Origin of the sequence: Spirillospora sp. NPDC049652 (genome assembly GCF_040675125.1) — a bacterium.
In the GTDB taxonomy this organism is placed as follows: Bacteria; Actinomycetota; Actinomycetes; order Streptosporangiales; family Streptosporangiaceae; genus Spirillospora.
This window is the reverse complement of record NZ_JBFAOF010000001.1, coordinates 16,412-38,837: the sequence shown is the minus strand read 5'-3', so window position 1 is coordinate 38,837 and position 22,426 is coordinate 16,412. Positions and strand designations below refer to the sequence as shown.

Genomic DNA, 22,426 nt, shown 5'->3' with positions numbered 1-22,426 from the left:
CAGCCCAGGATCGAAGTCTCAGGTAATGCGTAGATGGGTGAGGAGGCTGGTCCACTCGGTGTGGCTGAGTTCAAGGATCTCGCCGAGGGGCTGAGCCTTGGAGTCGCGAACGCCGATGCTGCGGTCTGGGGCCTTGGCAACCTCCAGACAATCGCCGTTCGGCTCGCTGTGCCGCGACTTGCGCCAGCCTGAGTAGTTCTTGGTCATGTTTCCAATTCTGTCTCGTTAGTTAGCTGGTTGGCCACCCCGCCAAGGAAGGCGACACTCTCGGCGGGGGGTAGGGCCACCTTCCGGAGGCGGTCGTACATCCCGGTATACCGTTCCACTTCGTCGCGCTGTGTGAGAACGAGATCGGTGGTGACGGTATCGACCACCGCCGTTCCAGGGTCAGTCGATTCGGTGAAGGCGTAGAGAGAGAAGGACGCTTTCGGGAGGAAGCCGCCGGTGATGAGGACGTCCGATGCCAGCACACGCATGACGATGCGCGGCTCGGCTGTGACGACTTCGATCAGCTGCCGGAGCTGCGCGGCCTTCACCGCAGCCGGGATAGCGAGCCGACGGATCATGGTCTCGTCGAGCACGGCCTCGTAGGTGGGGCCGTCCGGGCTGAAAAGATGTTGCTGGCGGCGGGTCCGGGCCTCAATCATGCGGGCCGGTGAGTAGTTGAGCGTTCCCTGATGCTCGTCCAGCTCGACCATCGCGTCGATGAACTCGGGGATCTGTAGGACGGCGGGGAACGCCGTCTGGTTGTAGCTGCGAACGGACTCGGCCCCGGACTCCAGGTCGGCATATAGGCGTTGGCGAGGCCCCATGGCGTTGCCGTACCTATCCCACCAGCCTTTGCGGGCCGCCGCGTGGGCGAGCTCGAAGAGCTTGTCGTACTGGCGGCCGGTGACGTCCAAAGCCTGGAAGATCGTGACGATCTCGGCGAGGTCCGGGCGGATCTGGGCGTTCTCCAGCTTGGAGATCTTGGTGCGCGACTGGTACACGAGCCGTGCCAGCTCGTCGGTGGTGAGGCCGCGGGCCTCGCGGAGCTTGCGCAGCTCGGCGGCGAGGCGTAGGCGTCGGATGTAGGGGCTGGTCATCGGTGACCTCCCGGGCGCCGTCGCGATGCGCCGACGTGGTGCGGCGACCGCGAAGCATTACCTTCCGTTGACGCCCATAACGCTATGCGACTGCCCGAGCCGAGGGGCGATCAATCGCCTGATCCGGACAGGCGTGGCCCCAAAATGTACGTGCCACTCCCGAACGTTCGGCGCCCGAACGTTCCGGAGTTGAGAGTTGCACGTCGCCGGACACGTGGACGATCAAGAGCCGATCGCGTTCCGGTGCCGTCGGTCAGGGGGCTTGACGCTGCGGGTAGTCCGCCGTCGCCGGGGACGGCGGCCGGAGCGGCTGCGGTGCTCGTCGCCGACGAGGTCCTCGGATCCGCCTGGGTGCGGCGGACTGACACCGGTCGTGGAGACACGGGCTCGGTATACGTGTCCGCCCCGCTTCGCCCGATTTCCTGGGCCGGGCTCGGTTACCATGCCCACATGGACCGCACAGGCAGGGGTCGATATGGATGTTAAAGCTTCCCTCAGTGGCCGGCTGCGCAACACAACGCTCCCGATGTCTCGGGCCTTGCTGCCGCTTTTCGAAGCCGTTGTGAACGCGGTCCAGGCCGTCGACGCGGCGCATGGCGACATGGACTCCGCAAGAATCGAAGTGCGGATCATTCGCGATCAGCAGCAGGTCGTTTTTAAGATCGATGGAGAGCGAAGAGCCGGTGCCGGTATGGGGCGCATCACCGGATTCGTCATCACCGATAACGGCGTAGGATTTCATGATGAAAACATGGAGTCCTTCAACACTCTCGACAGCGAATACAAATCCGACCTGGGTTGCCGTGGCGTGGGTCGGCTCCTATGGCTGAAAGCTTTCGACAGGGTCGAGGTGGCCAGTCGCTACGTCGGCGCCGATGACGCTGTTCACGAGCGCACATTCAACTTCACCTCCAGGGACGGAGTATCCGGCGAGCGGATCCGGGAATCACCCGACTCGATTCCGGGGACGGAAATTCGACTGCTGCACTTCGCTGACAGGTACAGGGAGCGTGCGCCCAAGACCGCTTCTCCCATCGCCAAGGACATCCTTGAGCACTGCCTCTGGTACTTCGTCCGCCCATCGGGCGCCCCGCATATCGCGGTGGTCGATGGTGACGAACGGGTCGATCTCCAGGAGCTCTTCGATGATTACATGATCGATCCGTCGAGCAGGCAGGAGATCATCGTCAAGCGGAAGCGGTTCTCACTCCTTCATCTGCGGCTGAAGGCCACGAGCAGGACCGTCCCGCAGTTGAACTGGTGCGCGGCGACCAGGGTGGTGAGCGTGGAGAACCTGTCCGGCAAGGTACCGGGCCTGCACGGCCGGGTGAAGGACGGGGACTCCGAGTTCATGTACTCCTGTTACCTGACGTCCGACTACCTTGACGAGTCCGTCCGCTCCGAACGGACCGGCTTCGACATCCCGGAAACGACCGACGGGGCTCTGGACGAGGAAGCCCCTTCCATGTCGGACATCCGGGCGGCCGTGCTTGCAGCGGTGGGAGAACACCTGCACGCGCACCTCGCCGAGTCGCGCAAGGCCGGCCTGGAGCGTGTCCAGGACTACGTTGACCGCAAGAGCCCGCGATACCGCCCGATCCTGCATCGCATCGGCGAGGAGAAGCTGGGAGTCGACCCCGGGATCTCCGATCGTGAACTGGAATTGTACCTGCATCGGCAGCTCGCCGACCTGGAGGCCGAAGTAATCGTCGAAGGGCGGCGGGTCCTCGACGAGGAAATCAGTGCGGACGCGGAATATAATGCGAGGGTACAGGAATACCTGGCCAAGGTCAGTGACATCAAGAAATCCGACCTCGCCGACTACGTCTTCCATCGGCGAGTAATTCTCGATTTGCTGAACAAGGCGATCCGCGCTGATGACAAGGGGAAGTATGTCAAGGAGGAGGTAGTGCACCGGCTGATCATGCCGATGCGCGTGACCAGCGACGAGGTGGCGCCAGACGCGTGCAATCTGTGGCTGCTGGACGAGAGGCTCGCGTTCCACAACTTCCTCGCGTCGGACAAGCCCATCAAGTCGATGCCGATTACTGGATCGGGTTCCAAGCTGGAACCGGACCTGATGGCGCTCCAGCTCACCGACACACCGATCCTGGTCGCCGAGGGAGAAAGGATGCCGCTCGCCGCCATCACGGTGGTCGAGATAAAGCGGCCGATGCGCGACGATATGGGGGCCGGACCGGATAAGGACCCCATCGAGCAGGCGCTGACCTACCTGGAGAGGGTCCGCGAGGGTAGGGTCAAGACCGCGAGCGGGCGCCAGATCCCGCAGTCGGATCGCATTCCCGGTTTTTGCTACATCATCTCGGACCTCACGCCGACCATGGAGAAGCGCTGCAAGCAAGTGGGCCTGCGTAAAACCCAGGATGGCCTCGGCTATTTTGGTTACAATGCGAATTATGAGGCATATATCGAGATATTCTCTTTTGAGCGCCTCCGGAACCTGGCCACGGAACGCAACCGCGCCTTCTTCGACCGTCTCGGCCTGCCCGTCGATTGACCCTCACTGGGACGCCGACGACCTGCGGCATTGCCCGGTGTGAAGCCGGCGGGGCTCGGCCCGAGAGGTGACGGAGCCGAACGTCCGGGTCGCGAACGTTCGGTGGTCGGGAACCAGCAATCGCGCTCCGGAGCCCTCTGACCAGCGCACTTCACTCCTACGAGGCGTCCTCCCGTGTGAGCATGTGGCCAACGTGCAGGTGTCCCGTTCGCTCCCCTGCTTCAGCCCATGGAGTGCGCATGCTCTCGACGCTTCCCGCTCACACTGCGCCCGCCGCGCTCTGCTGGCGACGAACGTCCGCCGGCGACGCCACACAGGCCCGCACCGCCCGCCGGTTCGTCTCCTACCTCCTGGCGAATCGCCCGTGCCTGGACGACGCCGTCCTCACCGTGGACGAACTGGTGGTGAATGTTCTCCGACACACCAAGTCCGGGCAGAAGGGCGGTTCGTTCACTGTGAAGGTGCGGTTCGTGAAGGACCTCGTGGCCATCTCGGTCGCCGACCAGGGCGGCCCCAGAGCCCGCGGCCCGCGACGCCGCCGTGACCGACGAGTCGGGCCGGGGCCTGGGGACCATCTCGCTCACCGCCGAGTCCTGGGGCTGGCACGGCAACGACCGGGGCCGTACGGTCACGGCGGTGTTCCCCGCCGGGAAGATGACGGGAATCAGGGGCACGCACCCCTTCATGAGTGGATCCGGCGGCGGGTCGACGGAGCCGCTGTCGCCGCCATGCGTGCCGATCCGCAGGCCATCACCGCGTTTCTCCCCGGTCCGCCGCGACTCGACGCTCACACGCGCGACTTCCTCCGCAACGCGCGGAGCCTGGCGATGGCCGCGACGATCGCGCTCACCACCGTCCTGGAGCACCACCGCCCGACCGGACGGCACTGCCTGGCGTGCGGCGCTTCGGAGTGCCGCACGCTGCGGCGGTTCGCCGGAGTCCTCGCCGCGTACTCCGCGCGTCCCGTGCCGCTCGACCGGGCCGAGGCGTGGCGGCGCGCGGACGCCTGTCTGGCCCGCGGTCGCCGCGCAGCGGTGCCCATCGGAATCGAGTCGTTCGAGCACGGCTTCATGGCCTGGCCGGCCTTCGACATCGGCGAGGGCGACTTCGTCCTGGTCGTCGACCGCCGCACCGACGCCGTGACGCGCTGGCCGCGCCTGCCCCTGGACGTCCCCACCCGCGAATACGGCCGCCGTTCGCCGCTCTGAACGCTCTAATCTCTGAAGTCTGCTACTCTCTCAGAGTTCAGAGATTAGAGGTCAGAGTTCAGGAGGCGGCATGCGCTCGATCCGCATCGATGATGAGGTCTACGCCTGGCTGGAGAAGCAGGCGGTCGGCTTCGACGACCCCAACAGCGTGCTGCGCCGCCTGGCGGGCCTGCCCGCCAAGGCGGAGCCGCCGGCCGAGAACGGAAAGGACGGTGAGGACGGCAAGCTGCTGCCACTGATCAAGGCCGGAAGCCTCAAGGCCGGTGCCACGCTCACCTGGCACCGTCCCCGCAAGAACGAGATCCACTACGCCACGGTCACCGACAACGGCTGCATCCGCCTCGCCGACGGCCGCCTCTTCACCGACCCGTCACCGGCGGCCGTCGCGCTCGCCGGCCACCAGAACAACGGCTGGAACGTCTGGGAGGTGAACGGCGTCAAGCTCAAGGACCTCAAGTGAGATGAGGGGCCGCGACGACGCATGACAAGCCGTCACGGTGGCTCGAATCGTGCTTGTGGCACTGGCGTGGAAGCCGCGGCTCCTTCCCTGTTCAGGGTGGTCCTTGCTTCAGGGGGGGGCCTGGCCGCGGGAACGGCAGCAGCGGTACGGCCGGGACGATGTTGTTCCCGGCCGTACCCGAGCTCAGTCCTGTTCCGCAGGTCGGAGGCGGCACACGTCCTGCGGACGGCAGTCTTGGCACAACCGCCCCGCCCCGTCCTGGCTGATCGCACTCTCCGCCTCCTCCACAGGGCCCACGGCCAGACAGTCGCTGAAGGCGGAGCTCCAGCCGTCCGGCCAGGCCCGGGTGACAAATGACGGTTCGGCAAGGGCGTGGTGCAGATCAATGCTGTCGACCGGAACGGCGTTGTCGAAGGAAACCACGTCCCTAAAGTAGGCTTCGCCGAAATGCCCCATGGAGCTGAAATCCGTATCCGTGAAATGAGTGTCTCTGTCGAAGGTGGCGCGCTCGTAGGTGACGCCGCCCTGGAAAACCGCGCGACTGAACTCCGCCAGGTCCGCAAAACGAGTCCGAAGGAAGGAGGCTTCTTTCTTGAAGTGGGCTCCGGAGAAGTCCGCCATTCCCTCGAAGGACGCTCGATGGAAGGTGCAGCTTTCGCGGAACGTGGCATTGCGGAAATCCGCACCGGCCAGGAAGAACTCACAGCCGGTGAAGAAGGCTCCTCCTGCGAAGGATGCGTTAGAGAAGTCGGCGCGCTCCCCGAATCGCGTCCCCTGAAAACTCGTGGACCCCGCGAAGCGCGAGCCGGCGAAGTCCGCACGGTGGACGGAGCCGTCCAGGAAGGTGAAGTCGGTGAGCTCGGCTCCGCTCAGGTCGAGACTCATCCCCGTCCAAGCACCGTCGGTCGGCTCGCTGTTCTCGTCCCATGCCGTAAGGCGTCGCCTCAGGACGTTCTGCAGGTACAGGCGGAGCTTCGGCTCATCGGCCCCCTGCCTCGCGGGCGCCCTGAGATAAAGGCAGATCTCATCGACGACACCCTGCCGTAGATCCGGGTTCGCGACCCCGATCCGCTCAAGGACCGTGAAGGCCGACCGGCGCGCACCCGTATTCTCGTGGCTAGTTCTGTCCGAGGCCTCCAGAAATGCCTTGAGGGCAGTCCCGGCTTGGTCGGCGTCGGTCCGAAGGTACTTGTCGTACAGACTCTCCAAGTGCTCGCGTTCCCAGATCTGCAACCTGGTCCGAGGGCGTCTGTGTCTCCACTTTTCAAACTTTTGCCTGGTCTGGAGCGTGAGTTGCCCATCGAGCATGACCAACAAAACGTCGGCTTCTTCGTGCAAGTCACGCAGGCTTTCGGTCTCCCCGTATCTGAGTGGCCTCCTTCGGCGCTGCTTGCATTCGATGAACCACCGCTCCTGCCACGTATGACCGTCGGGATCGGTCCGGGGGAGCGTGGCCTCGATGTCGTATCCTCCGTCGGCCCCGCTGCTCTCGCCCGCACTTCCCTTTCGCCAATCGACATTTTGGTAACCAAGTCGACGAAGCAGTTCTACGCAGAGCTGCTCGAAAGCGGGGGAGCTAAGTGCGTCGAACGGATAATGGGAGGCATCGCTCATGCTGGCGATGATCTCAGATTCGAGGACACCGAGCCCCGACTCGGTGTCCTCGAATGAGGCGGGAGCTCACTCGGTGTCGATGTCGGTTTCGCCCTCGCCGGGTGCGGCGACGAGGCCGTACTGGGCCATGAACGTCCGCTCGCGGTCGGCGAGGAAGTCACGGCGAACCTTGATGAACCCCTCGTCGTCCCCGGCCGCGAGGCGTTCCATCGCCTCCTGCGGAATCCCGTGGCCGGCCAGAACGCGGGCGCGGATTCCGGGAGCGAGGTCGAGGAGGGTCTTCTTGACCGACACCCTCGCATTCGTCGTCATGATGATCCTGTTCGCGGGACTCGAAGTGGCCGCGAGCCCGCTCTTCTTGACGATGTGTCGGTAGGCCGAGGTGGCCTCGTGCGCCAGGGCGTCCACGCCCTTGATCTCGCCGCCGTCCGCCGCCAAGCGGTCGGGGAACTCGCTCAGTTCCCAGATGATGAACGCACGGACCCGCGCGCTGCGTAGATCGAAACGGTTCGGGAAGGGCTGGGCCCGGACGTCCTCGGGGACGATCGAACCTCCGTCCTTCGCGAACCGCCTGACCTGCTGGATCGCCTGCTTGATCTGCGTGGTGTTGGCACCCGCGAAGAACCCCGACCAGGCCGTCACCCAGAACCAGCGGGTCAGCTGCGAGATCTGCCCCGCGCTCGGCTCGGGGCACTCATGGAAGAACGTCACCAGCAGCATCAACTGGGCGTCATAGGGAATCAGGCGCGCCAGCGGCACGCCGACCGTGTCCCGGAGGAAGATCACGGCGCGGATCAGCGCTTCCTCGGTGGCTTCGGCGGCGTCGCCGAGACCTTCCTGGATGCGTCTGGCCAGCACCTCCCAGCGGGCCTCCTGGACATTGTCCTCACCGGCGACCGCGAGGACGGCGCGGAAAAGCGCGTCCGAGGAGACCTCGCCGAAACCGGTGTCGGCGATCTCCTCCACCATGGCGTCGAGGCGTTCCGCGAGGGTCGGCCCTTCCCCCTGGCGGTAGGTGAGTGCCGAAACCATCTCGGCCGGCCGCATCGCCTGCCCGGTGCTGTTGACCCGGGAGAACACCTCCACGGCGTTCGTGAGATCGCCGCCGACCAGCCGCACGACCGAGATCCGGTACGACCTGATCCGCTGGGCGACCACCTCGGCCTCCCTGATGATGCGGTCGGGGTCCGCGCCGTCGGGCAGGTCGTCGAGCAGCGTCCGGGAGAAGCTGAGGAACTCTCTCGTCCGCAGCACCGAACGAAGCGGAAGGTAATGGGACGGGGGAGGAGAGGCGGCCTTCCAGTGGCGGTACCGGTTCAGGACGTCGTCCGCCTCGCCCAGAACCCGGTAGGGCCACCACATCCAGTCGCGCTGTTCAGTGGAGCGTGCGAGGTGTTCCGGGCGCCGCAAGGTCCCGTAAAGGGCGGAGAGACGCTGATGCCCGTCCAGCACATAGGAGATCGCAGAGCCCGGTTTCGGCCGCTTCGGCGGCTCGATGCCGCCGATGCTGTCGAAGGTGGTGAACTCCTCGCTGGTCTCCCAGAAGAGCAGGCTGCCGATGGGGTACCCGCGCTCGATGCTGTCGAACAGGTCGAGGACCTGCTGCGGGCGCCAGACGAAGGGCCGCTGGAACCTGGGGACCCGGAGCGTCCCCTCGTCGATCAGCGTCATCAGGTCCTCCATGAGGAGGATCTCCGGCTTGACGGTGATCTCGTGCTCGTCGGCTGCCATGAACCTATCCCTACAGGATCTCTCGGAGCATCGCGAGAAGGCCCCGCAGCTCATCGGGCACTTCCTCGCCGACGTCGCGGGTCAGATCGGTCTCCGACAGGCGGTCCGCCATGGACTCGAACACTTTGAGGATGTTCTCTCCGAAGCCGTCGTCGAGGCCCTTGATCACTCTGGTCGGCGTGCCGGCGAACAGGCGCTGTTGCTGCTTGGGTAGCCCGCGCGTCTTCTTGAAGCCGTGCTTCATGTCGAAGTGACCGCGCTGGCCGTGGTCCAGCTTCTTGAGATGGACGAGCCGTGCCGACGAAAGATGTATCGGCTTCACCGCATGCAGAACCCTGTTCGGAGCGTAATTCTCGGCCTCGCGCAGTGTCAGTACATGGATCCGCACGCCGAGCTTACGTAGTTCCGCGATGCGGGGCGCGTTCTTCTCTGGAGTCCCTGGAGCCCATCGGTCACTGTCGAGCAGGGTTGCCGCGCGCGGGCACCGGCGGAAGGACTCGTGTTCCTCCCGCGCTCTCCGATAGGTGTCACCGCCGCCGCCGTGCTCGATCACTAGCCGTCGGTCCTCGAGCGCTTTCAGAATGTCCCGGGCGGCGAACATCTTGGCGACTGCCCTGACGAACATGGCATCGGATCGGTTGTTCTCCACCACCAGGACGGCCGGTCGGCCGAGGTCGTCCACATGATCCCTGACATCCTCGGGCGAGATCCGTACCGGGTCCGGGGTCGCAGAGGGCCGGTAAGCGCGTTGCTGCGTCGCCGCCTTCATCATGAGCTGCTTGTACGTCGGCGCGCGCTGCTCCGTCATATGCCGTTCGATGAACGAAGTGACGGTCGTCGTCAGGCCTGGGGAGACCACCCATGCGTGCCGCCCGTTCATGAAAAAGCTGAGGAGGGTCAGCACCTCTTCCGCGTGTTCGTCCGCTTCCAAGACCGCTGCCGTCAGCTCAACCCGCATCGCTCTCCAAACGGGCGTCCTGGGCCTCGGCGAGAGCCCGGACCTCCTCGAAGTCCTCTTCGAAGATCCCTTCAGGCCAGTAATCCACGTTGCCGAGCGAGTCGACGTTGATCCGGCGGACGGTCGAGGACTCGCCGTCGCTGCCGACGAAATAGAACGCCAGTCGTCCTGCGTCCAATCTGCCCTCCGCGACACGGCGGCGCAACCGGAGCAGAAAGGTCTCGCTGTGCGTCTCCAGCAGGAACCGGACATGCGTGTTGTCGATGGCCCGGATGTAGAGGTCGGCCAGCATCGCCTGCGCGGAAGGGTGCAGATGCAGCTCGGGCTCTTCGATGAGCTCCAGGACGGGCTGCGTGGGCGGATCCAGTTCGTCCTGTGCCCGACGCACCAGGAACGGAAGAATCTGGGTGATCCCGGTTCCCGAATCAGTGGCCGGTACCCACAGGGTGGGTGTGCGCAGCGATTGCAGGCCGACCGAGAAACCGTGGAGGTGGGGCTGGACCTTCACCTCCCAGTCGGGCAGCGGCCCACGGAGATACTCGTTGATCTTCTCGGTGAGCCGCCGTTTGCCGTGCACATGGTCGTGGACGAGGATCTCATCCGTCCGGCTGCCGAACTCGTCCTGGCCGGGTTCCCGTACCGGTAGGCGCACCACCCGTCTCGGCTTGATCCGGAACGGCCCCAGATAGCGGATGGTGTCGAAGGCCGAGCGGATCCGAGACGGATCGAACCATGCGCCGTCATCCACGTTCGGCAGTTCGGTCGGCAGCAGGCCCCTGAAGTCCAGGGGCACCGGATCGGCTTCCAGATCCGGCGTCCGGTAGAACTGCCGCTCGGGTTCTCCTGGGTCACCTTCGATGGCCCATCTGTACGAGACGTCGCGATCGCCCGAGCGCAGCCGCCATTCGAGGACGCGATGCGTCAGCAGCTCGGATTCGTTCTGGATCGTCGCCTCAAGCGTGTACTCCTCTGCCTGCGGCCCGGTGAGCCGGAGATCGACCGAGATGCTGCTCACCTCGATCCGTCCGTGGACCAGGTCGAGGAAATCCGGCGCGTCGTCGCCGAACTGCTCCAGGTCGAAGGGGACCGGATGGTCGTTGCGGATGCCGGTCTGCAGGATGAGCGGCGCCCGGACCAGCGCGCTCTTGCCGGAGTTGTTCTTCCCCAGAACCACGGTGATCGGGCGCAGCTCCATGTCCTGCCGCTCGGCGAAGCACCGGTAGTTGCGGAGCGAGAGATTCACCAGGGCCATGCCCCCAGACCCTAATCGGTTGAGCCTCCGTCGACGCTTGGAACGGAACGCTTCCGTCCGACCGGCACCCTAAAGTGCTCCCATGACCGAACTCCCGGTGCTCAAGGTCCCCGACGCCGCCGCGATCCGCGACGAGCTGACCGAGCTCGTCTGCGCCGACCTGCACGGTCCTGCGGCGGGAGAGGAAGAGGAGTTCACCGAGCGGCCGACCGACCGCTACCTGCTGGGCAGGCTTGCGCCCAACGGGGCGATGGTGGATCCCGGCGAGCACGATCCCCTGGCCGACGTCGAGCCTGACGCCGAGTCCGGCACCGAGCAGAACGCGCCGAACATCCCCAGCATGTTCCCCTCGTCCTACGGTGTCACGGCGCATGTCGCGGGCGACGCCGACCGGCTGATTGTGACGGCCGAATGGGCGCGGTACCTGCGCGTCCACTCCTCCGATGAGGCGCGGGCCGGAGAGCTGGTGTGGCGGCGGGAACCGATGGCGGGCACCGTCACCATCCCGCTCCGCTCAGGAAAGGTGAACGCGCAGCCGCTGACCGAGGACCAGCCCGAAATCGTCGTCCGTGGCCGGGTTCGCAAGCACGATGGCAACTGGCTCGTCACCCTGTTCCTCGTGAACGCCCAGAGGGGCGACGTGGGCCGCGGCGAGACGTGGGTGTTCCAGGCCCGGATGTCGGTGAGCGCCCCCGGCGACGAACCGGTCTTCCTGCGCCGGCCGGTCCGTGCGACGGGCGGAGATCAGGCCGACCAGGACGAACGGCGGCGGCTCGCGATGGCCTACCGGTTCTGCCCCGAGTTCGCGGTCGGCCACGGCGTCGCCGTCCACGCCGAGCCGTCCCCCGGCGACCCGATGCGCGCCGTCCGGATCTCGACCTCCGCCGTGCCCGTCCACGAGGTCCCGGCCACCGACGTGCCACGTGCGGACACCGACCCCGACCTTCCGGAACTCGCCGATCTGAAGGTCGACATGAAGCAGCTCGCCGGGATGGACGCCGACGAGCTCAGGGCCGCCCTGTCACCGCTCGTGGACGGCTACCGGGCATGGCTCGACCGGATGGAGGCCTCTGTCGCCGATCCGGCCGCTCGCCTGGCCGGCCACGAGGACGACGCCCGACGCAACCTCGACGACGCCCGGCGCGCCGCCGACCGGATCGAGGCCGGCATCACGCTCCTCGTCGAGGACGAGGACGCCCGATGCGCTTTCGCGTTCGCCAACGCGGCCATGCACCTCCAGCGCGTCCACACCATCGCCGCGGGGGAGCGTCGGCGCAGGCCCCGCCTGCCCCTCTCCGAGGCGGTGCGGGAGGCCGATCTCGTCCGCAACCGAAGCTGGCGCCCGTTCCAACTCGCCTTCATCCTGCTGAATCTGCCCGCGCTCGCCGACCCGGTCCACCCGGAGCGCAGCGGACGCGACGACTCCGTGGCGGACCTGCTCTGGTTCCCCACCGGTGGCGGGAAGACCGAGGCGTACCTCGGCCTCACCGCGTTCACCCTCGCCATCCGGAGGCTCCAGCGCGACTTCGGCGGCCACGACGCGGAGAACGGCGTGGCCGTGCTGATGCGCTACACGCTGCGGCTGCTCACCATCCAGCAGTTCCAGCGGGCCGCCGCGCTGATCTGCGCCTGCGAGAAGCTGCGCCGCGACGACGAGGACAGGTGGGGGCGGACGCCCTTCCGGCTCGGTCTGTGGGTCGGCGGCAGGGTCACTCCCAACCGCACCGACCAGGCGATGGACTGGGCCACGGACCAGCGCCGCAACGCCGGACGTCCCCGGCACGTCTCCGGCTCCCCACACCAGCTCACGTCCTGCCCCTGGTGCGGGACGGCCATCGAGCCGGGCCGTGACATCGCGGTCGACAGACTTCGCCGCCGTACCCTGATTCTCTGCTCCGGCTTCGAGTGCGAGTTCGACGCCAACTCCGGAGACGGTGACGGCCTGCCGGTCGTCGTCGTGGACGAGGAGATCTACCGGCTCGGCCCGGCGTTCGTCATCGCCACCGTCGACAAATTCGCCCAGCTCCCGTGGATCGGCGACACCCAGACGCTGTTCGGGCGCGCGAGGCAACGCTGCGAGCGGCACGGCTTCATCACCCCCGACCTCGCGGAGATCTGCTGCGATGGCCGCGTCAGCCACCAGGCCGCCGGCTCGTTGCCCGCCGCGTGGCATGTGCCCGTGACACCCGTCCGGCCACCCGACCTGATCATCCAGGACGAGCTGCACCTGATCTCCGGGCCGCTCGGCTCACTCGTCGGCCTCTACGAGACCGCCGTGGACAGGCTGTGTACCTGGGAGGGGCCCGGCGGACGCGCCGTCCGGCCCAAAGTGATCGCCTCCACCGCGACGGTGCGGCGAGCCGCCCGGCAGCTCTACGCCCTGTTCGACCGGGGCCGCACCGAGATCTTTCCGCCGCCGGGGCTCAGTGCCGACGACAACTTCTTCGCCCGTCAACGACCGAGCGAACCCCGGCCCGGCTACGAGGGCGTCATCAAGCCGGGCCGTCGCTACATCGGCATCTGCGCGCACGGAGTCCGCATCAAGTCGACGCTCATCCGCGTCTACGTCGCGGTGCTCGCAGCCGCACAGAAACTGCACGACAAGTACGGGAAGAACCCCGTCACCGACCCGTACATGACGCTGGTCGGCTACTTCAACAGCCTCCGCGACCTCGGTGGCATGCGCCGCCTGGTGGAGGACGACGTCTCCACCCGCCTGGCCCGTGCCGACCAGCGCGGCCTGGCGCGCCGGTACGACCCGAAGCTGCGCGAGCTCACGTCCCGGCTGTCGTCCGGTGACATCCCCGAGGTCCTCGCCGAGCTGGAACTGCGATTCGGGCCCCGCGACAAGGGCGAGCGGCGGCCGATCGACGTGCTGCTGGCCACCAGCATGATCGCGGTCGGGGTCGACGTGTCCCGGCTCGGCGTCATGGTGGTGGCCAACCAGCCCAAGTCCACCGCCGAGTACATCCAGGCCACCAGCCGTGTAGGCCGGCAGGACCCGGGCCTCGTCTTCACCGTCTACAACTGGGCGCGCCCGCGCGACCTGTCGCACTATGAAAAGTTCGAGCACTTCCACGCCACCGTCTATCAGCACGTGGAGGCCCTGTCGGTCACCCCGTTCGCCTACCGGGCGGTCGATCGGGGCTTGACCGGCGTTCTCGTGGCGCTCGTCCGCGGGCTGGATCCGAAGTACAACGCCAACGACGCCGCCCGACGCTTCAGGCGGGACAGCGAACTCGCCGACCATGTCGTCAACGTGATCCGGCGGCGTGCCCGCGACGTCCTCGGCAACGCCCGGGACGCCGTCGACGTTGAAAGCGAACTCGACACCCGGCTGGACTTCTGGGCGCGTGAACGCGCCATCCCCGAACGCGTCCTCGGATACCGGACGCCGCGCCGCTCCGATGTGGTCACGGGCCTGCTGCGGCAGCCGGACGGCGGACCATGGACCAAGGCCATGTGTCCCACCTCGCTGCGCGATGTCGAACCGGGCGTCCGGCTCCTGCTCCTCGACCAGACCGGCCTCGGCGGCGCCGACGCTCCGCCCTTCCAACCCGTCCCCCGAGAGGAGGAGGCGTGACCATGCGCGTCGGCGAGCTGCGGCCCAACCAGCTTCTCCACACCTACGGCATCGGTGCCGTGGCCGATCTGCCCAATCTGTCGGTCGTCCTCATGGGGCTGGAGTTCTGGGACGAACCGACGGCACGCGTCCTCACCGAGGAGCGGCTGTTGGCAGCCGTCCGCCGCAAGCTCGGACCGCAGGTCGAGTCCTTGCGCACGCCCCCGTACAGCCCGGAGGACGCGGCCGACCCATTCGGTGAATGGACGAGGGTCGGGGTGCCGGTCGCCGCGTTCCCCCGCTACCTGCGCTGCACCGACCTACGCTGCAACCGCCTCGCCTCGATCGATACGCAGCTCTTCGAGCTCGTACCGAATGCCTTCTCTCCAGACAAGGTTCGCTACGTGCACAACTGCCGGGGTTCCGGCGGGCGCCGCCCTACCGCCGTCCCCGCCAGGTTCGTCCTCGCCTGTACCCAGGGCGGTCACCTGGACGACTTCCCCTGGTCGTACTTCGTGCACCGCGGCGCCTCCCCTGACACAGAGGACCACACACTCCAGCTGGCCGAGCGCGGCACCAGCGGTGAGGCAGCCAACGTCTTCGTCGTGTGTTCGTGTGGTGCCAGCCGGACGATGGCGGAGGCGATCGGGCTCGCAGGAGAGCGGAACCTGCCCGCCTGCCGGGGCTGCCACCCTCACCTCGGTACGTTCGAACCGTGCGGTTTGCCGACCCGGGCGCTTGCCCTGGGAGCGACCAACGGTTGGTTCGCCATGCAGATGCGCGTGTTCAGCCTCCCGAAGGCCGACGACGACCTCGCCCAGCTCGTCGCCGACCACTGGGACGCCCTCGCTCTGGTGGCGAACCTCGACCAGACCGACGCCAAGTTGCTCCTTCCGAAACTGGGCGTGTGGCCCGAACTGCAAGTGCACGGGGTCGACGCCGTCTGGCGAGCCGTCCAGCACCACGCCGTCCGGGGCGGGGACGGGGGCGAGGACGCCGGCGAGGACGCCCTCGACCTCGCCGGTCCGGAATGGGCGGCCTTCACCCAGGAAGTCGACGTCGAACTGCCCGACTTCACCACCCGGCGTGTGGGCGTCCCGACCCGCGAACGGACCTGGCTGGAACGGGTCACGCTGGTTCCGCGTCTTCGTGAAGTCGGTGCCCTGTACGGCTTCACCCGGATCGATGCCCCCGAGTGGGACGTCCTTTCCACTGACGACAGCCGCCGGGCGCGACTTTCCCGGGAAGCCCCCACATGGGTGCCCTGCGCGGAGATGCGCGGCGAGGGCATCTTCCTGAAGTTCAAGGAGGACCGCCTCGCCGAATGGGAGCAGCGCGCCGAGGTCAGGGAACGCGAAAAGATCCTGCGTGAGGCGCATGACGAATGGCGGGCCGCCCGCGGTCTGGAGGCCGGTCATTGGCCCGGAATCCGGTACCTCATGCTCCACACGTTCGCTCACACACTCATCCGGGAGTTCTCGCTGGAAAGCGGCTATAGCGCGACGGGCATCGCGGAACGCGTCTACGCTCGCGCCGCCGAACCGATGGCCGGGGTGCTGCTCTACACCGCCGCTCCCGACAGCGAGGGAACGCTCGGTGGTCTGGTCTCCCTCGGGCACCCGGAGCGCCTCGGCCCCCTGATCCGGCAGGCACTCGACGCGGCGCGGCTCTGCAGTTCCGACCCCCTTTGCTCCGAGCACGACCCCCGCCACCACGGACGTCTCTACGGGGCCGCGTGCCATGCCTGCCTGTTCGCTGCCGAGACCTCGTGCGAACGGGGCAACCACTACCTCGATCGGGCCCTTGTCACTGACACGGTGATCGGAAGCCAGTACGGCTTCTTCCGGTGAGCGAGGACCTGCCGACGGTCATCGCAGCCACCGCCGGGACGCTCGCGCCGGGCCACCTGCGGACGTGGTGCCGTGTCCTGCGTGCTGCGGAGCGACCGTCCCGGTCAGTGGAGGCGGCCCTGCTGGAATCGCGTCCGGGGTACGCGCTGGGGGGCGTGGCCCGCAGGCTGGTCATCGCATGGCACCGTTCCGGAGCGACGGGTGAGTCCATCGCACTGGCCCTCGAAGCAGCAGGCGCGGTCAGCCGTGAGCACTCGGCGCACAGGAGCACGGTCGTGGCCAGCGGACCGCTGAGCGACGCTGTTCCGGTGCGTCTCACCAGTCAAGTCGCCCTTGAGGTCATAAGCGAGGCCGCGACCTCCCTGCTGATCGTCAGTTTCGCTGCTCATGGTGTAACCGAGATCGTCGCCAAGCTCATCGCCACCGCCGACCGAGGCGTGCGCGTCGATCTGGTCCTTGAGACGTCGGTGACCGCAGGCGGCACGCTGGACGGCCCTGACGCGGCGGCCGCCTTCCAGGCCCTGCACGGCCGGGAGGGTGTGCGCTTCTGGCACTGGCCGCAGGCACGTCGCCCGGCCTTGGGTCGGTCACGCGCAGCTCTGCATGCCAAATTGATTGCCGCAGATGAGCAAACCGCCCTGCTCGGCAGCGCCAACCTCACGGACCGTGCCTTGAGGGAAAACCTGGAGATCGGGGTGGTCCTGCGTGAGCCGGCCGCCGTACACAGCCTTGTTCGGCACTTCCGGTCGCTCATGCGCCCAGGGCATGGTCCGCTTGAACCGCTCGGGTAGCCGCGTCGACACCGATGCAAGGTCCGCCACGACCAATGATCGACGACCGCCACGTGACGGCTCCCGTCCAGCCGGGGGAGTCACCCATCGGCTCTGTTCCCCAGGCCGGGCACCTGACTTGACTCTCGGCAAATATCAAGTCCGCCTGCGCTTGCAGCTGGGCAAGCTCCCTGAGCTGCCCGGACAGGCCTCAAGGGCAGATTGAAGAGGATGCAGGGGGCGTGGAGTGCCGCTCGGCTGAGGCTGTAGTTGGACGTTGCCGTCAAAAAGCCGGAAACGTGATCGTGTCCGGGCTTTTGACTGTTCGGAGAGCGTGGGCAGGGGCGGGGTCGAGCCGCCGACCTTCCCTTTCAGCTTGAGTAACACCCCTACCGGTGAAGCGGCGTCCGAGCCTGACCGGCTGCCGGTGTGCGCCCGCGGCTGGCGCTGGTGCCTGCTGTTGCTGTCACCGCTGCTGTCAGCCCTCGCGAGTCAGGCGGCCTTGAAGGAGTGGGGCCGACGCTGACGGTGATGTACAAGTGTCCGCCTAGTGCGGTGGCGTAGGCGTGGCGTGGCTCCAACTCCTTGGCTTCGATGTCGCCGTTGTTGATCTGTGCCACCCGAGACTGTGAGACACCGAGAGACTGGGCGATCTCGGCTTGTATCTTGCCGATGGCCTTGCGGAGTTCTTTGAGGGGGTACCTGACGACGCAGGCGTCCAGTTCGGCACGTGCGCGAGCCTGCCGCTCGGGCTCGGCCTGTGGGACGGTCTGATCAGGCCATCGGGCCCACTGTCCGGTCTGGTCTCCGGTCCCAAGGAAGATCGCGCAATCTGGTCAGCTGGCTCCGGTCGGACGGCAAGCCGGCGGAGCGCTTCGGCCGGACCGTGCCCGGCAGCTTGCGTGATCCACCCGCTGGTGGTAGCGTGACGGTAGTTGCAGTTGTGGTTCCCATGAGCTTATGTGCGCCTGCTGATGCTCAGCACGGCGCATTTTTTGTTTTTACCGGTAGTCCGACCGGATGGGTTCATTACGGCGACGCGTGGCTCGCAGAGTGTGGGCTCCGTAATTGCCTTTCGGAAGGAAAAAAGTATGGCCACCGGCACCGTGAAGTGGTTCAACTCGGAAAAGGGCTTCGGCTTCATCGAGCAGGACGGCGGCGGCCCCGACGTCTTCGCCCACTACTCGAACATCGCCGCCCAGGGCTTCCGTGAGCTCCAGGAGGGCCAGAAGGTCCAGTTCGACATCACGCAGGGCCAGAAGGGCCCGCAGGCGGAGAACATCGTTCCCGCCTGAGAACCGAACAGGGCGGTGCCGGGCCCACACCTGGGCCCGGCGCCCCGCCTGCCGGCAGGAAGCGATCTTCCTGCCGATGCCCGCGTCTGATCTTTCAGGGGCGTAGCCCTTCTTCGGCGTTCTGCCCTACGGCTCCCCCAAGTACTTGGCTGCGGGTTCTCGGCCGCACACTGCTCAGCCCAGAGCCCGTCCTTCAGCCGCCTTCCGCGATATCACGCGGTGCCCTTTTCAGTTTCGGTGCTGCTTCGCGGTTCACTCTGGTTCGTTCTTGCGATCGCTCTGGCCTCGGGCTGCGGAGTCTTCCTCGAAACGTGCCACTTCAGGGAAGGCTCAACACATGCCCCATGGCACCCGTCCGTCTCAACGTCGCTTCTCTCACTCGTCCACCAGGACCTCGCGCCAGCCAGCCGCCCGGCGGCAGAACGACTTCGCGCTTCCCCTCAGTTCCACGCCGTCGCTGCCCCCGGCCGCGTCGTTCGCCGAGTTGGACATGCCGGCGGCCCTGCTGTCCACATTGACCCGGCAGGGGATGGCGGAGCCGTTCGCCATCCAGGCCTCGACGCTTCCGGACGCGTTGAACGGCCGCGATGTCCTCGGCCGTGGCCGTACCGGTTCGGGAAAGACCCTCGCCTTCGGCCTGGCGATGCTCGCCCGCAGCGCCGGTCGGCGCGCCGAGCCGCGTAAGCCGCTGGCCCTGGTACTCGTCCCGACTCGCGAACTGGCCGTGCAGGTCACCGACGCCCTCCTGCCCTACGCCCAGTCGCTCAGGCTTCGGTCGGCCACCGTTGTCGGCGGCGTGTCGATCTCCCGGCAGGCCGCCGCCCTCCAGCGCGGTGCGGAGATCCTGGTCGCCACCCCGGGACGGCTCACGGACCTGATCAACCGGGGCGCCTGCAGCCTGGAGAACGTCGGCATCACCGTCTTGGACGAGGCGGACCAGATGGCCGACATGGGCTTCCTGCCGCAGGTCACCGCGCTGCTCGACCAGGTCGCCCCGGACGGTCAGCGGATGCTGTTCTCCGCGACGCTGGACCGCAATGTCGACCGCCTGGTCCGGCGCTTCCTCACCGACCCGGTCGTTCACTCGGTCGATCCGTCGGCGGGAGCGGTCACCACCATGGAGCACCACCTGCTGCACGTCACGGAGGCGGACAAGCAGGACGCCACTACGCACATCGCCGCCCGTGAGGGCCGCGTCATCATGTTCGTCGACATGAAGCACGCCGCCGACCGGCTGGCCCGCAACCTCCTGAGCAGCGGCGTACGCGCCGCGGCGCTGCACGGAGGTAAGTCGCAACCGCAGCGCAACCGCACTCTGGAGCAGTTCCGCAACGGAGACGTCTCCGTCCTGGTCGCCACGAACGTGGCCGCGCGCGGCATCCACATCGATGGCCTGGACCTGGTCGTCAACGTCGACCCGCCCAACGACCACAAGGACTACCTGCACCGAGGCGGCCGCACCGCACGCGCGGGCGAGTCCGGCACCGTGGTCACCCTGGTGCTGCCCAGGCAGCGCCACGAGATGGACCGGATGATGGTGACGGCCGGCATCACGCCGCACTCGACGCGGGTGCGGTCCGGTGACCCCGAACTCAACCGCATCACCGGTGCCCGACCGCCGTCCGGCATCCCCGTCACCATCTCCGCTCCGGCCTCCGAAGGACGGCGTGACAACGGAGCCGGGCGTAGCCGCCGTCCTGCCCGAAACCGCCGCCCCCAGCGATTCGCGACAACCGACCGCGCCGGCAGATAGCCACCCCGTCCGACGCCCGCGGGCCCACCCCGCGGGCCATCAAACCAAGCCGCCGACGAGAGTCGGGGTGGCCGACCACCGCGCGGCTCAGCAGGCCGCCCATCTTCTTGGGCGACCTGCTGCACCCGTGGGGCTGGTCGCGTCACCACGAGCAAATCAGGCGTGGCCGTCCCGTCAGAGCCGCTTGGCTGCGTTCGCGACGGCTGCCCGCCGTGATCGGCCCGCTCCTGAACCAGCGGTCGCGTCCCCGGGGGACGTTGACTCTTCGCGCTCGGCTACCGAAATATAGGGCGCGAAGCATGTCACCTAATCCCTATAGATGCGCTCTACAGTCTGTCTCGGAAGGACGAGACTCTCAGCTGAGCACGAGCAACGAAACGCCTGGCCGTTCCATCGTGGAGGCTCCCCGGCAGGACGCGCGGCGTCCTGCCGAGCTGATCGACGCCGCCTACACCGAGCCTCGTCCACGCGGATTGTCCCCACGGAGCTGCATTCCAGCTGTTGGTCCGGTGGGCGTTGGACACGGACATCTCTTTCATCCAGCCCGCGCGAGACGGCGTTGATGCCTCCACTGCTCTTTCTCGACGTGGACGGGCCAGTCATTCCGTTCGGAGCCGCAACGCCGTACCCCGTCTATGAAGACGGTCGGTCCACGACAGCTCATCCACTCCTGTCGCGTGTCGATCCGGACCTCGGGCCGCGCCTGCTCTCCTTGCCGTGACCTGGTGTGGGCGACGACCTGGACGACGGACGCCAACGACCTGATCTCGCCTCGCCTCGGACTTCCGCAACTACCTGTGGTGGAGTGGCCTGAGCCATCCGACGTCGATGAGCACGACGAGCGCATGGGCCTGCACTGGAAAACTCGCCACCTTGTCGCCTGGGCGGCCGGACGCCCGTTCGCCTGGCTGGACGACGAACTCACCGACACAGATCGAACCTGGGTAACGCACCACCATCCAGCGGAAGCCCTCCTGCACCGCATCAACGCCAGCCGAGGAGTGACCACGGCTGACCTCGAGGCCTTACGCCAGTGGCTCAAAGCGATGACCGATGCCCCACGTAGACGCCGGCCGTAACGGTCGCGCGGGCGACGCTCTGTTCCCCGCCAAGTCGCCGTCCTGCACACACCGACCGACGGAACCTGGCTCCTGCGGAGCTCAGACGATGCACAACACGCCCCACGCGGGCGAGAGGCATTTCCCGCCGCCCACACGACCCCTTCGCTGATCACAAGGTGTGGCCGAGGGGGAATCACACCCCTTTCCGCTGTTCCGGAGTGGAGTGGCCCATGGCAAGTGCGCGTCCTCTACAGCTGGGATGCTGGCGGCGTTCCGCGGTACTCCACCTGGGGGTGGCTCCGGATGTCGTCCGGGAGATCGCGGGACACAGTGACATCGACGTCACGATGACGATCTACGCTCACACCTCGCTTGAAGAGAAGCGGGCGGCGCTCGGGAAGCTGGGGGACGTCCTCGGCTGAGCTTGTAGCGGGACGTTGCTGTCAAAAAGCCCGGACACATGATCGTGTCCGGGCTTTTTGGCTGTTCGGAGAGTGTGGGCAGGGGCGGGTCGAACCGCCGACTTTCCGCTTTTCATGCCACACAGCCCCAACGCTGTACTGACCTGCGAAAACCCTGGTCCCTGACGAGCGACAACCCGATAAGCGGATTATCTTCCCGCCGAGCTACCACCGCGCTCTTCCACAACCGTACCCACGGAAGGCATACCTCACCCGGACGTAAGGCGCCGCCCACGGTCGTACGGCGCGGGAATGATGGTGCGGGCGCGCTTCCTGCACGCCGAGGCCGGTTTGCGAGGCATAAGACGATGCTGGTGACGGTCGGTGTAGTTCGCCTTGGCAACCTGACGCCGACAGCATGGAGCGGTTCATCGCGAGTCAGACGAACAAGATTCACGCCCGTCCAGGTCTGTCCCCTGGCCTGTGCTGGATTCCTCCCCCAGGCCCCCGAGCCACAAGGTCGTCTAGCCGGGTCGTGAGCCCGCATGAGCTGTCGTAAGGGACCGTTGCTGTACTTCCGTGCTGAACAGCGGACCTCAGTGCCCCTCAATCTGAGGGTGAGCGGCCCCGGAGCGTGCGGCTGGCTAAGCCCAAGCTCCGGCACTGGGAGGCCAAGTGACCGGACCCTAACTCCGTCGTCAGTGACCGCGCAGTTGCGCACGCGGGACACTCTGATTATCCATGTAGGCAATCGAATCTAACGGTGGAGAGCATGACGGCCTGGCTGCCGATTGTCGTGTCAAGTGCCGGAGGCGCGGTTGTCTCGCTTCTAGGTGTCGCCGCCGGAGGCATAGTAAGCCACAGATCCCAGAAAGGTCACTGGGCGCGCGACAAGGAGCTTGAGGCAT

The 22,426-nt window shown here is 66.8% G+C and carries 17 protein-coding genes and 1 pseudogene; 11 read left to right on the top strand and 7 right to left on the bottom strand.

From position 1 onward, the window contains the following. Positions 1-18: 18 nt before the first annotated feature. Positions 19-207 carry a DUF397 domain-containing protein gene (locus tag AB0J52_RS00190; protein WP_500179334.1) on the bottom strand — a complete coding sequence of 63 codons (189 nt, stop codon included), beginning with the start codon at positions 205-207 and terminating at the stop codon, positions 19-21. Continuing rightward, complete coding sequence (locus AB0J52_RS00185; protein ID WP_500179333.1) at positions 204-1,085, bottom strand: helix-turn-helix domain-containing protein; 882 nt, start codon at positions 1,083-1,085, stop codon at positions 204-206. Before AB0J52_RS00185 ends, AB0J52_RS00190 begins: the two co-directional genes overlap by 4 nt. Before the next feature lie 538 nt (positions 1,086-1,623). On the opposite strand from AB0J52_RS00185, the gene AB0J52_RS00180 reads away from it, so the two are divergent. From AB0J52_RS00180 to AB0J52_RS00165, 4 genes and pseudogenes are all read left to right on the top strand, one after another. Then, positions 1,624-3,603: a hypothetical protein gene (locus tag AB0J52_RS00180; RefSeq protein WP_500179332.1), complete on the top strand. Its 1,980-nt coding sequence runs from the start codon at positions 1,624-1,626 to the stop codon at positions 3,601-3,603. 182 nt (positions 3,604-3,785) lie between these two features. Then, positions 3,786-4,085: pseudogene (locus AB0J52_RS00175) on the top strand (ATP-binding protein); the annotation flags it as partial. A gap of 246 nt (positions 4,086-4,331) precedes the next feature. Next, positions 4,332-4,811: an SUKH-4 family immunity protein gene (locus AB0J52_RS00170; RefSeq protein ID WP_500179348.1), complete on the top strand. Its 480-nt coding sequence runs from the start codon at positions 4,332-4,334 to the stop codon at positions 4,809-4,811. A gap of 70 nt (positions 4,812-4,881) precedes the next feature. Further along, the gene (locus tag AB0J52_RS00165; RefSeq protein ID WP_500179331.1) at positions 4,882-5,271 is read left to right on the top strand and encodes a DUF4357 domain-containing protein; all 390 of its coding nucleotides are present in this window, start codon (positions 4,882-4,884) and stop codon (positions 5,269-5,271) included. A gap of 183 nt (positions 5,272-5,454) precedes the next feature. Here AB0J52_RS00165 and AB0J52_RS00160 read toward each other — a convergent pair whose 3' ends face one another. The 4 genes from AB0J52_RS00160 to AB0J52_RS00145 all read right to left on the bottom strand — a co-directional run bounded on the left by AB0J52_RS00160 (position 5,455) and on the right by AB0J52_RS00145 (position 10,826). After that, complete coding sequence (locus tag AB0J52_RS00160) at positions 5,455-6,885, bottom strand: pentapeptide repeat-containing protein (RefSeq protein WP_500179330.1); 1,431 nt, start codon at positions 6,883-6,885, stop codon at positions 5,455-5,457. Positions 6,886-6,951: 66 nt separating this feature from the next. Then, a complete protein-coding gene (locus AB0J52_RS00155) occupies positions 6,952-8,616 on the bottom strand; it encodes a GmrSD restriction endonuclease domain-containing protein (protein ID WP_500179329.1) in 1,665 nt (554 codons plus the stop codon). A 10-nt stretch (positions 8,617-8,626) separates the two neighbouring features. Next, positions 8,627-9,574, bottom strand: coding sequence for a hypothetical protein (locus AB0J52_RS00150; protein ID WP_500179328.1), 948 nt, complete (start codon positions 9,572-9,574; stop codon positions 8,627-8,629). After that, entirely contained in the window at positions 9,564-10,826 is a 1,263-nt protein-coding gene (locus AB0J52_RS00145) for a DUF3696 domain-containing protein (RefSeq protein WP_500179327.1), read from the bottom strand. The genes AB0J52_RS00150 and AB0J52_RS00145 overlap by 11 nt, the downstream gene beginning before the upstream one ends. Before the next feature lie 82 nt (positions 10,827-10,908). On the opposite strand from AB0J52_RS00145, the gene drmA reads away from it, so the two are divergent. Genes drmA through drmC form a run of 3 tightly spaced genes read left to right on the top strand, consistent with a single transcriptional unit; the run spans position 10,909 to position 17,029 of the window. Then, the gene (drmA, locus tag AB0J52_RS00140) at positions 10,909-14,409 is read left to right on the top strand and encodes a DISARM system helicase DrmA (RefSeq protein ID WP_500179326.1); all 3,501 of its coding nucleotides are present in this window, start codon (positions 10,909-10,911) and stop codon (positions 14,407-14,409) included. A gap of 2 nt (positions 14,410-14,411) precedes the next feature. Further along, the gene (gene drmB / locus AB0J52_RS00135) at positions 14,412-16,238 is read left to right on the top strand and encodes a DrmB family protein (protein ID WP_500179347.1); all 1,827 of its coding nucleotides are present in this window, start codon (positions 14,412-14,414) and stop codon (positions 16,236-16,238) included. Beyond that, entirely contained in the window at positions 16,235-17,029 is a 795-nt protein-coding gene (gene drmC, locus AB0J52_RS00130) for a DISARM system phospholipase D-like protein DrmC (RefSeq protein WP_500179325.1), read from the top strand. Before drmB ends, drmC begins: the two co-directional genes overlap by 4 nt. A gap of 368 nt (positions 17,030-17,397) precedes the next feature. Here the strand turns inward: drmC and AB0J52_RS00125 are convergent, their stop codons facing one another. Next, positions 17,398-17,730: a helix-turn-helix domain-containing protein gene (locus tag AB0J52_RS00125; RefSeq protein ID WP_500179346.1), complete on the bottom strand. Its 333-nt coding sequence runs from the start codon at positions 17,728-17,730 to the stop codon at positions 17,398-17,400. A 369-nt stretch (positions 17,731-18,099) separates the two neighbouring features. Here AB0J52_RS00125 and AB0J52_RS00120 point away from each other — a divergent pair, with 369 nt between their 5' ends. The 4 genes from AB0J52_RS00120 (at position 18,100) to AB0J52_RS00105 (ending at position 21,539) form a co-directional block, all read left to right on the top strand. After that, the gene (locus AB0J52_RS00120; RefSeq protein ID WP_378263553.1) at positions 18,100-18,303 is read left to right on the top strand and encodes a cold-shock protein; all 204 of its coding nucleotides are present in this window, start codon (positions 18,100-18,102) and stop codon (positions 18,301-18,303) included. Positions 18,304-18,793: 490 nt separating this feature from the next. Beyond that, positions 18,794-20,056 carry a DEAD/DEAH box helicase gene (locus tag AB0J52_RS00115; RefSeq protein ID WP_500179324.1) on the top strand — a complete coding sequence of 421 codons (1,263 nt, stop codon included), beginning with the start codon at positions 18,794-18,796 and terminating at the stop codon, positions 20,054-20,056. Between the two features lie 725 nt (positions 20,057-20,781). Continuing rightward, positions 20,782-21,135 (top strand): hypothetical protein, encoded by a 354-nt coding sequence (locus tag AB0J52_RS00110; RefSeq protein WP_500179323.1) that lies wholly within the window; start codon positions 20,782-20,784, stop codon positions 21,133-21,135. 275 nt (positions 21,136-21,410) lie between these two features. Beyond that, a complete protein-coding gene (locus AB0J52_RS00105) occupies positions 21,411-21,539 on the top strand; it encodes a hypothetical protein (protein WP_500179322.1) in 129 nt (42 codons plus the stop codon). The last annotated feature ends 887 nt before the right edge of the window (positions 21,540-22,426 follow it).

Excerpts from the sequence above, each read along its gene's own strand:
- drmA (WP_500179326.1), top strand. The coding sequence starts at position 10,909 with ATGACCGAACTCCCGGTGCTCAAGGTCCCCGACGCCGCCGCGATCCGC.
- drmB (WP_500179347.1), top strand. The coding sequence starts at position 14,412 with ATGCGCGTCGGCGAGCTGCGGCCCAACCAGCTTCTCCACACCTACGGC.
- AB0J52_RS00120 (WP_378263553.1), top strand. The coding sequence starts at position 18,100 with ATGGCCACCGGCACCGTGAAGTGGTTCAACTCGGAAAAGGGCTTCGGC.
- AB0J52_RS00190 (WP_500179334.1), bottom strand. The coding sequence starts at position 207 with ATGACCAAGAACTACTCAGGCTGGCGCAAGTCGCGGCACAGCGAGCCG.
- AB0J52_RS00115 (WP_500179324.1), top strand. The coding sequence starts at position 18,794 with ATGCCGGCGGCCCTGCTGTCCACATTGACCCGGCAGGGGATGGCGGAG.
- AB0J52_RS00155 (WP_500179329.1), bottom strand. The coding sequence starts at position 8,616 with ATGGCAGCCGACGAGCACGAGATCACCGTCAAGCCGGAGATCCTCCTC.
- AB0J52_RS00150 (WP_500179328.1), bottom strand. The coding sequence starts at position 9,574 with ATGCGGGTTGAGCTGACGGCAGCGGTCTTGGAAGCGGACGAACACGCG.
- AB0J52_RS00145 (WP_500179327.1), bottom strand. The coding sequence starts at position 10,826 with ATGGCCCTGGTGAATCTCTCGCTCCGCAACTACCGGTGCTTCGCCGAG.
- AB0J52_RS00185 (WP_500179333.1), bottom strand. The coding sequence starts at position 1,085 with ATGACCAGCCCCTACATCCGACGCCTACGCCTCGCCGCCGAGCTGCGC.
- AB0J52_RS00165 (WP_500179331.1), top strand. The coding sequence starts at position 4,882 with ATGCGCTCGATCCGCATCGATGATGAGGTCTACGCCTGGCTGGAGAAG.
- AB0J52_RS00160 (WP_500179330.1), bottom strand. The coding sequence starts at position 6,885 with ATGAGCGATGCCTCCCATTATCCGTTCGACGCACTTAGCTCCCCCGCT.
- AB0J52_RS00170 (WP_500179348.1), top strand. The coding sequence starts at position 4,332 with ATGCGTGCCGATCCGCAGGCCATCACCGCGTTTCTCCCCGGTCCGCCG.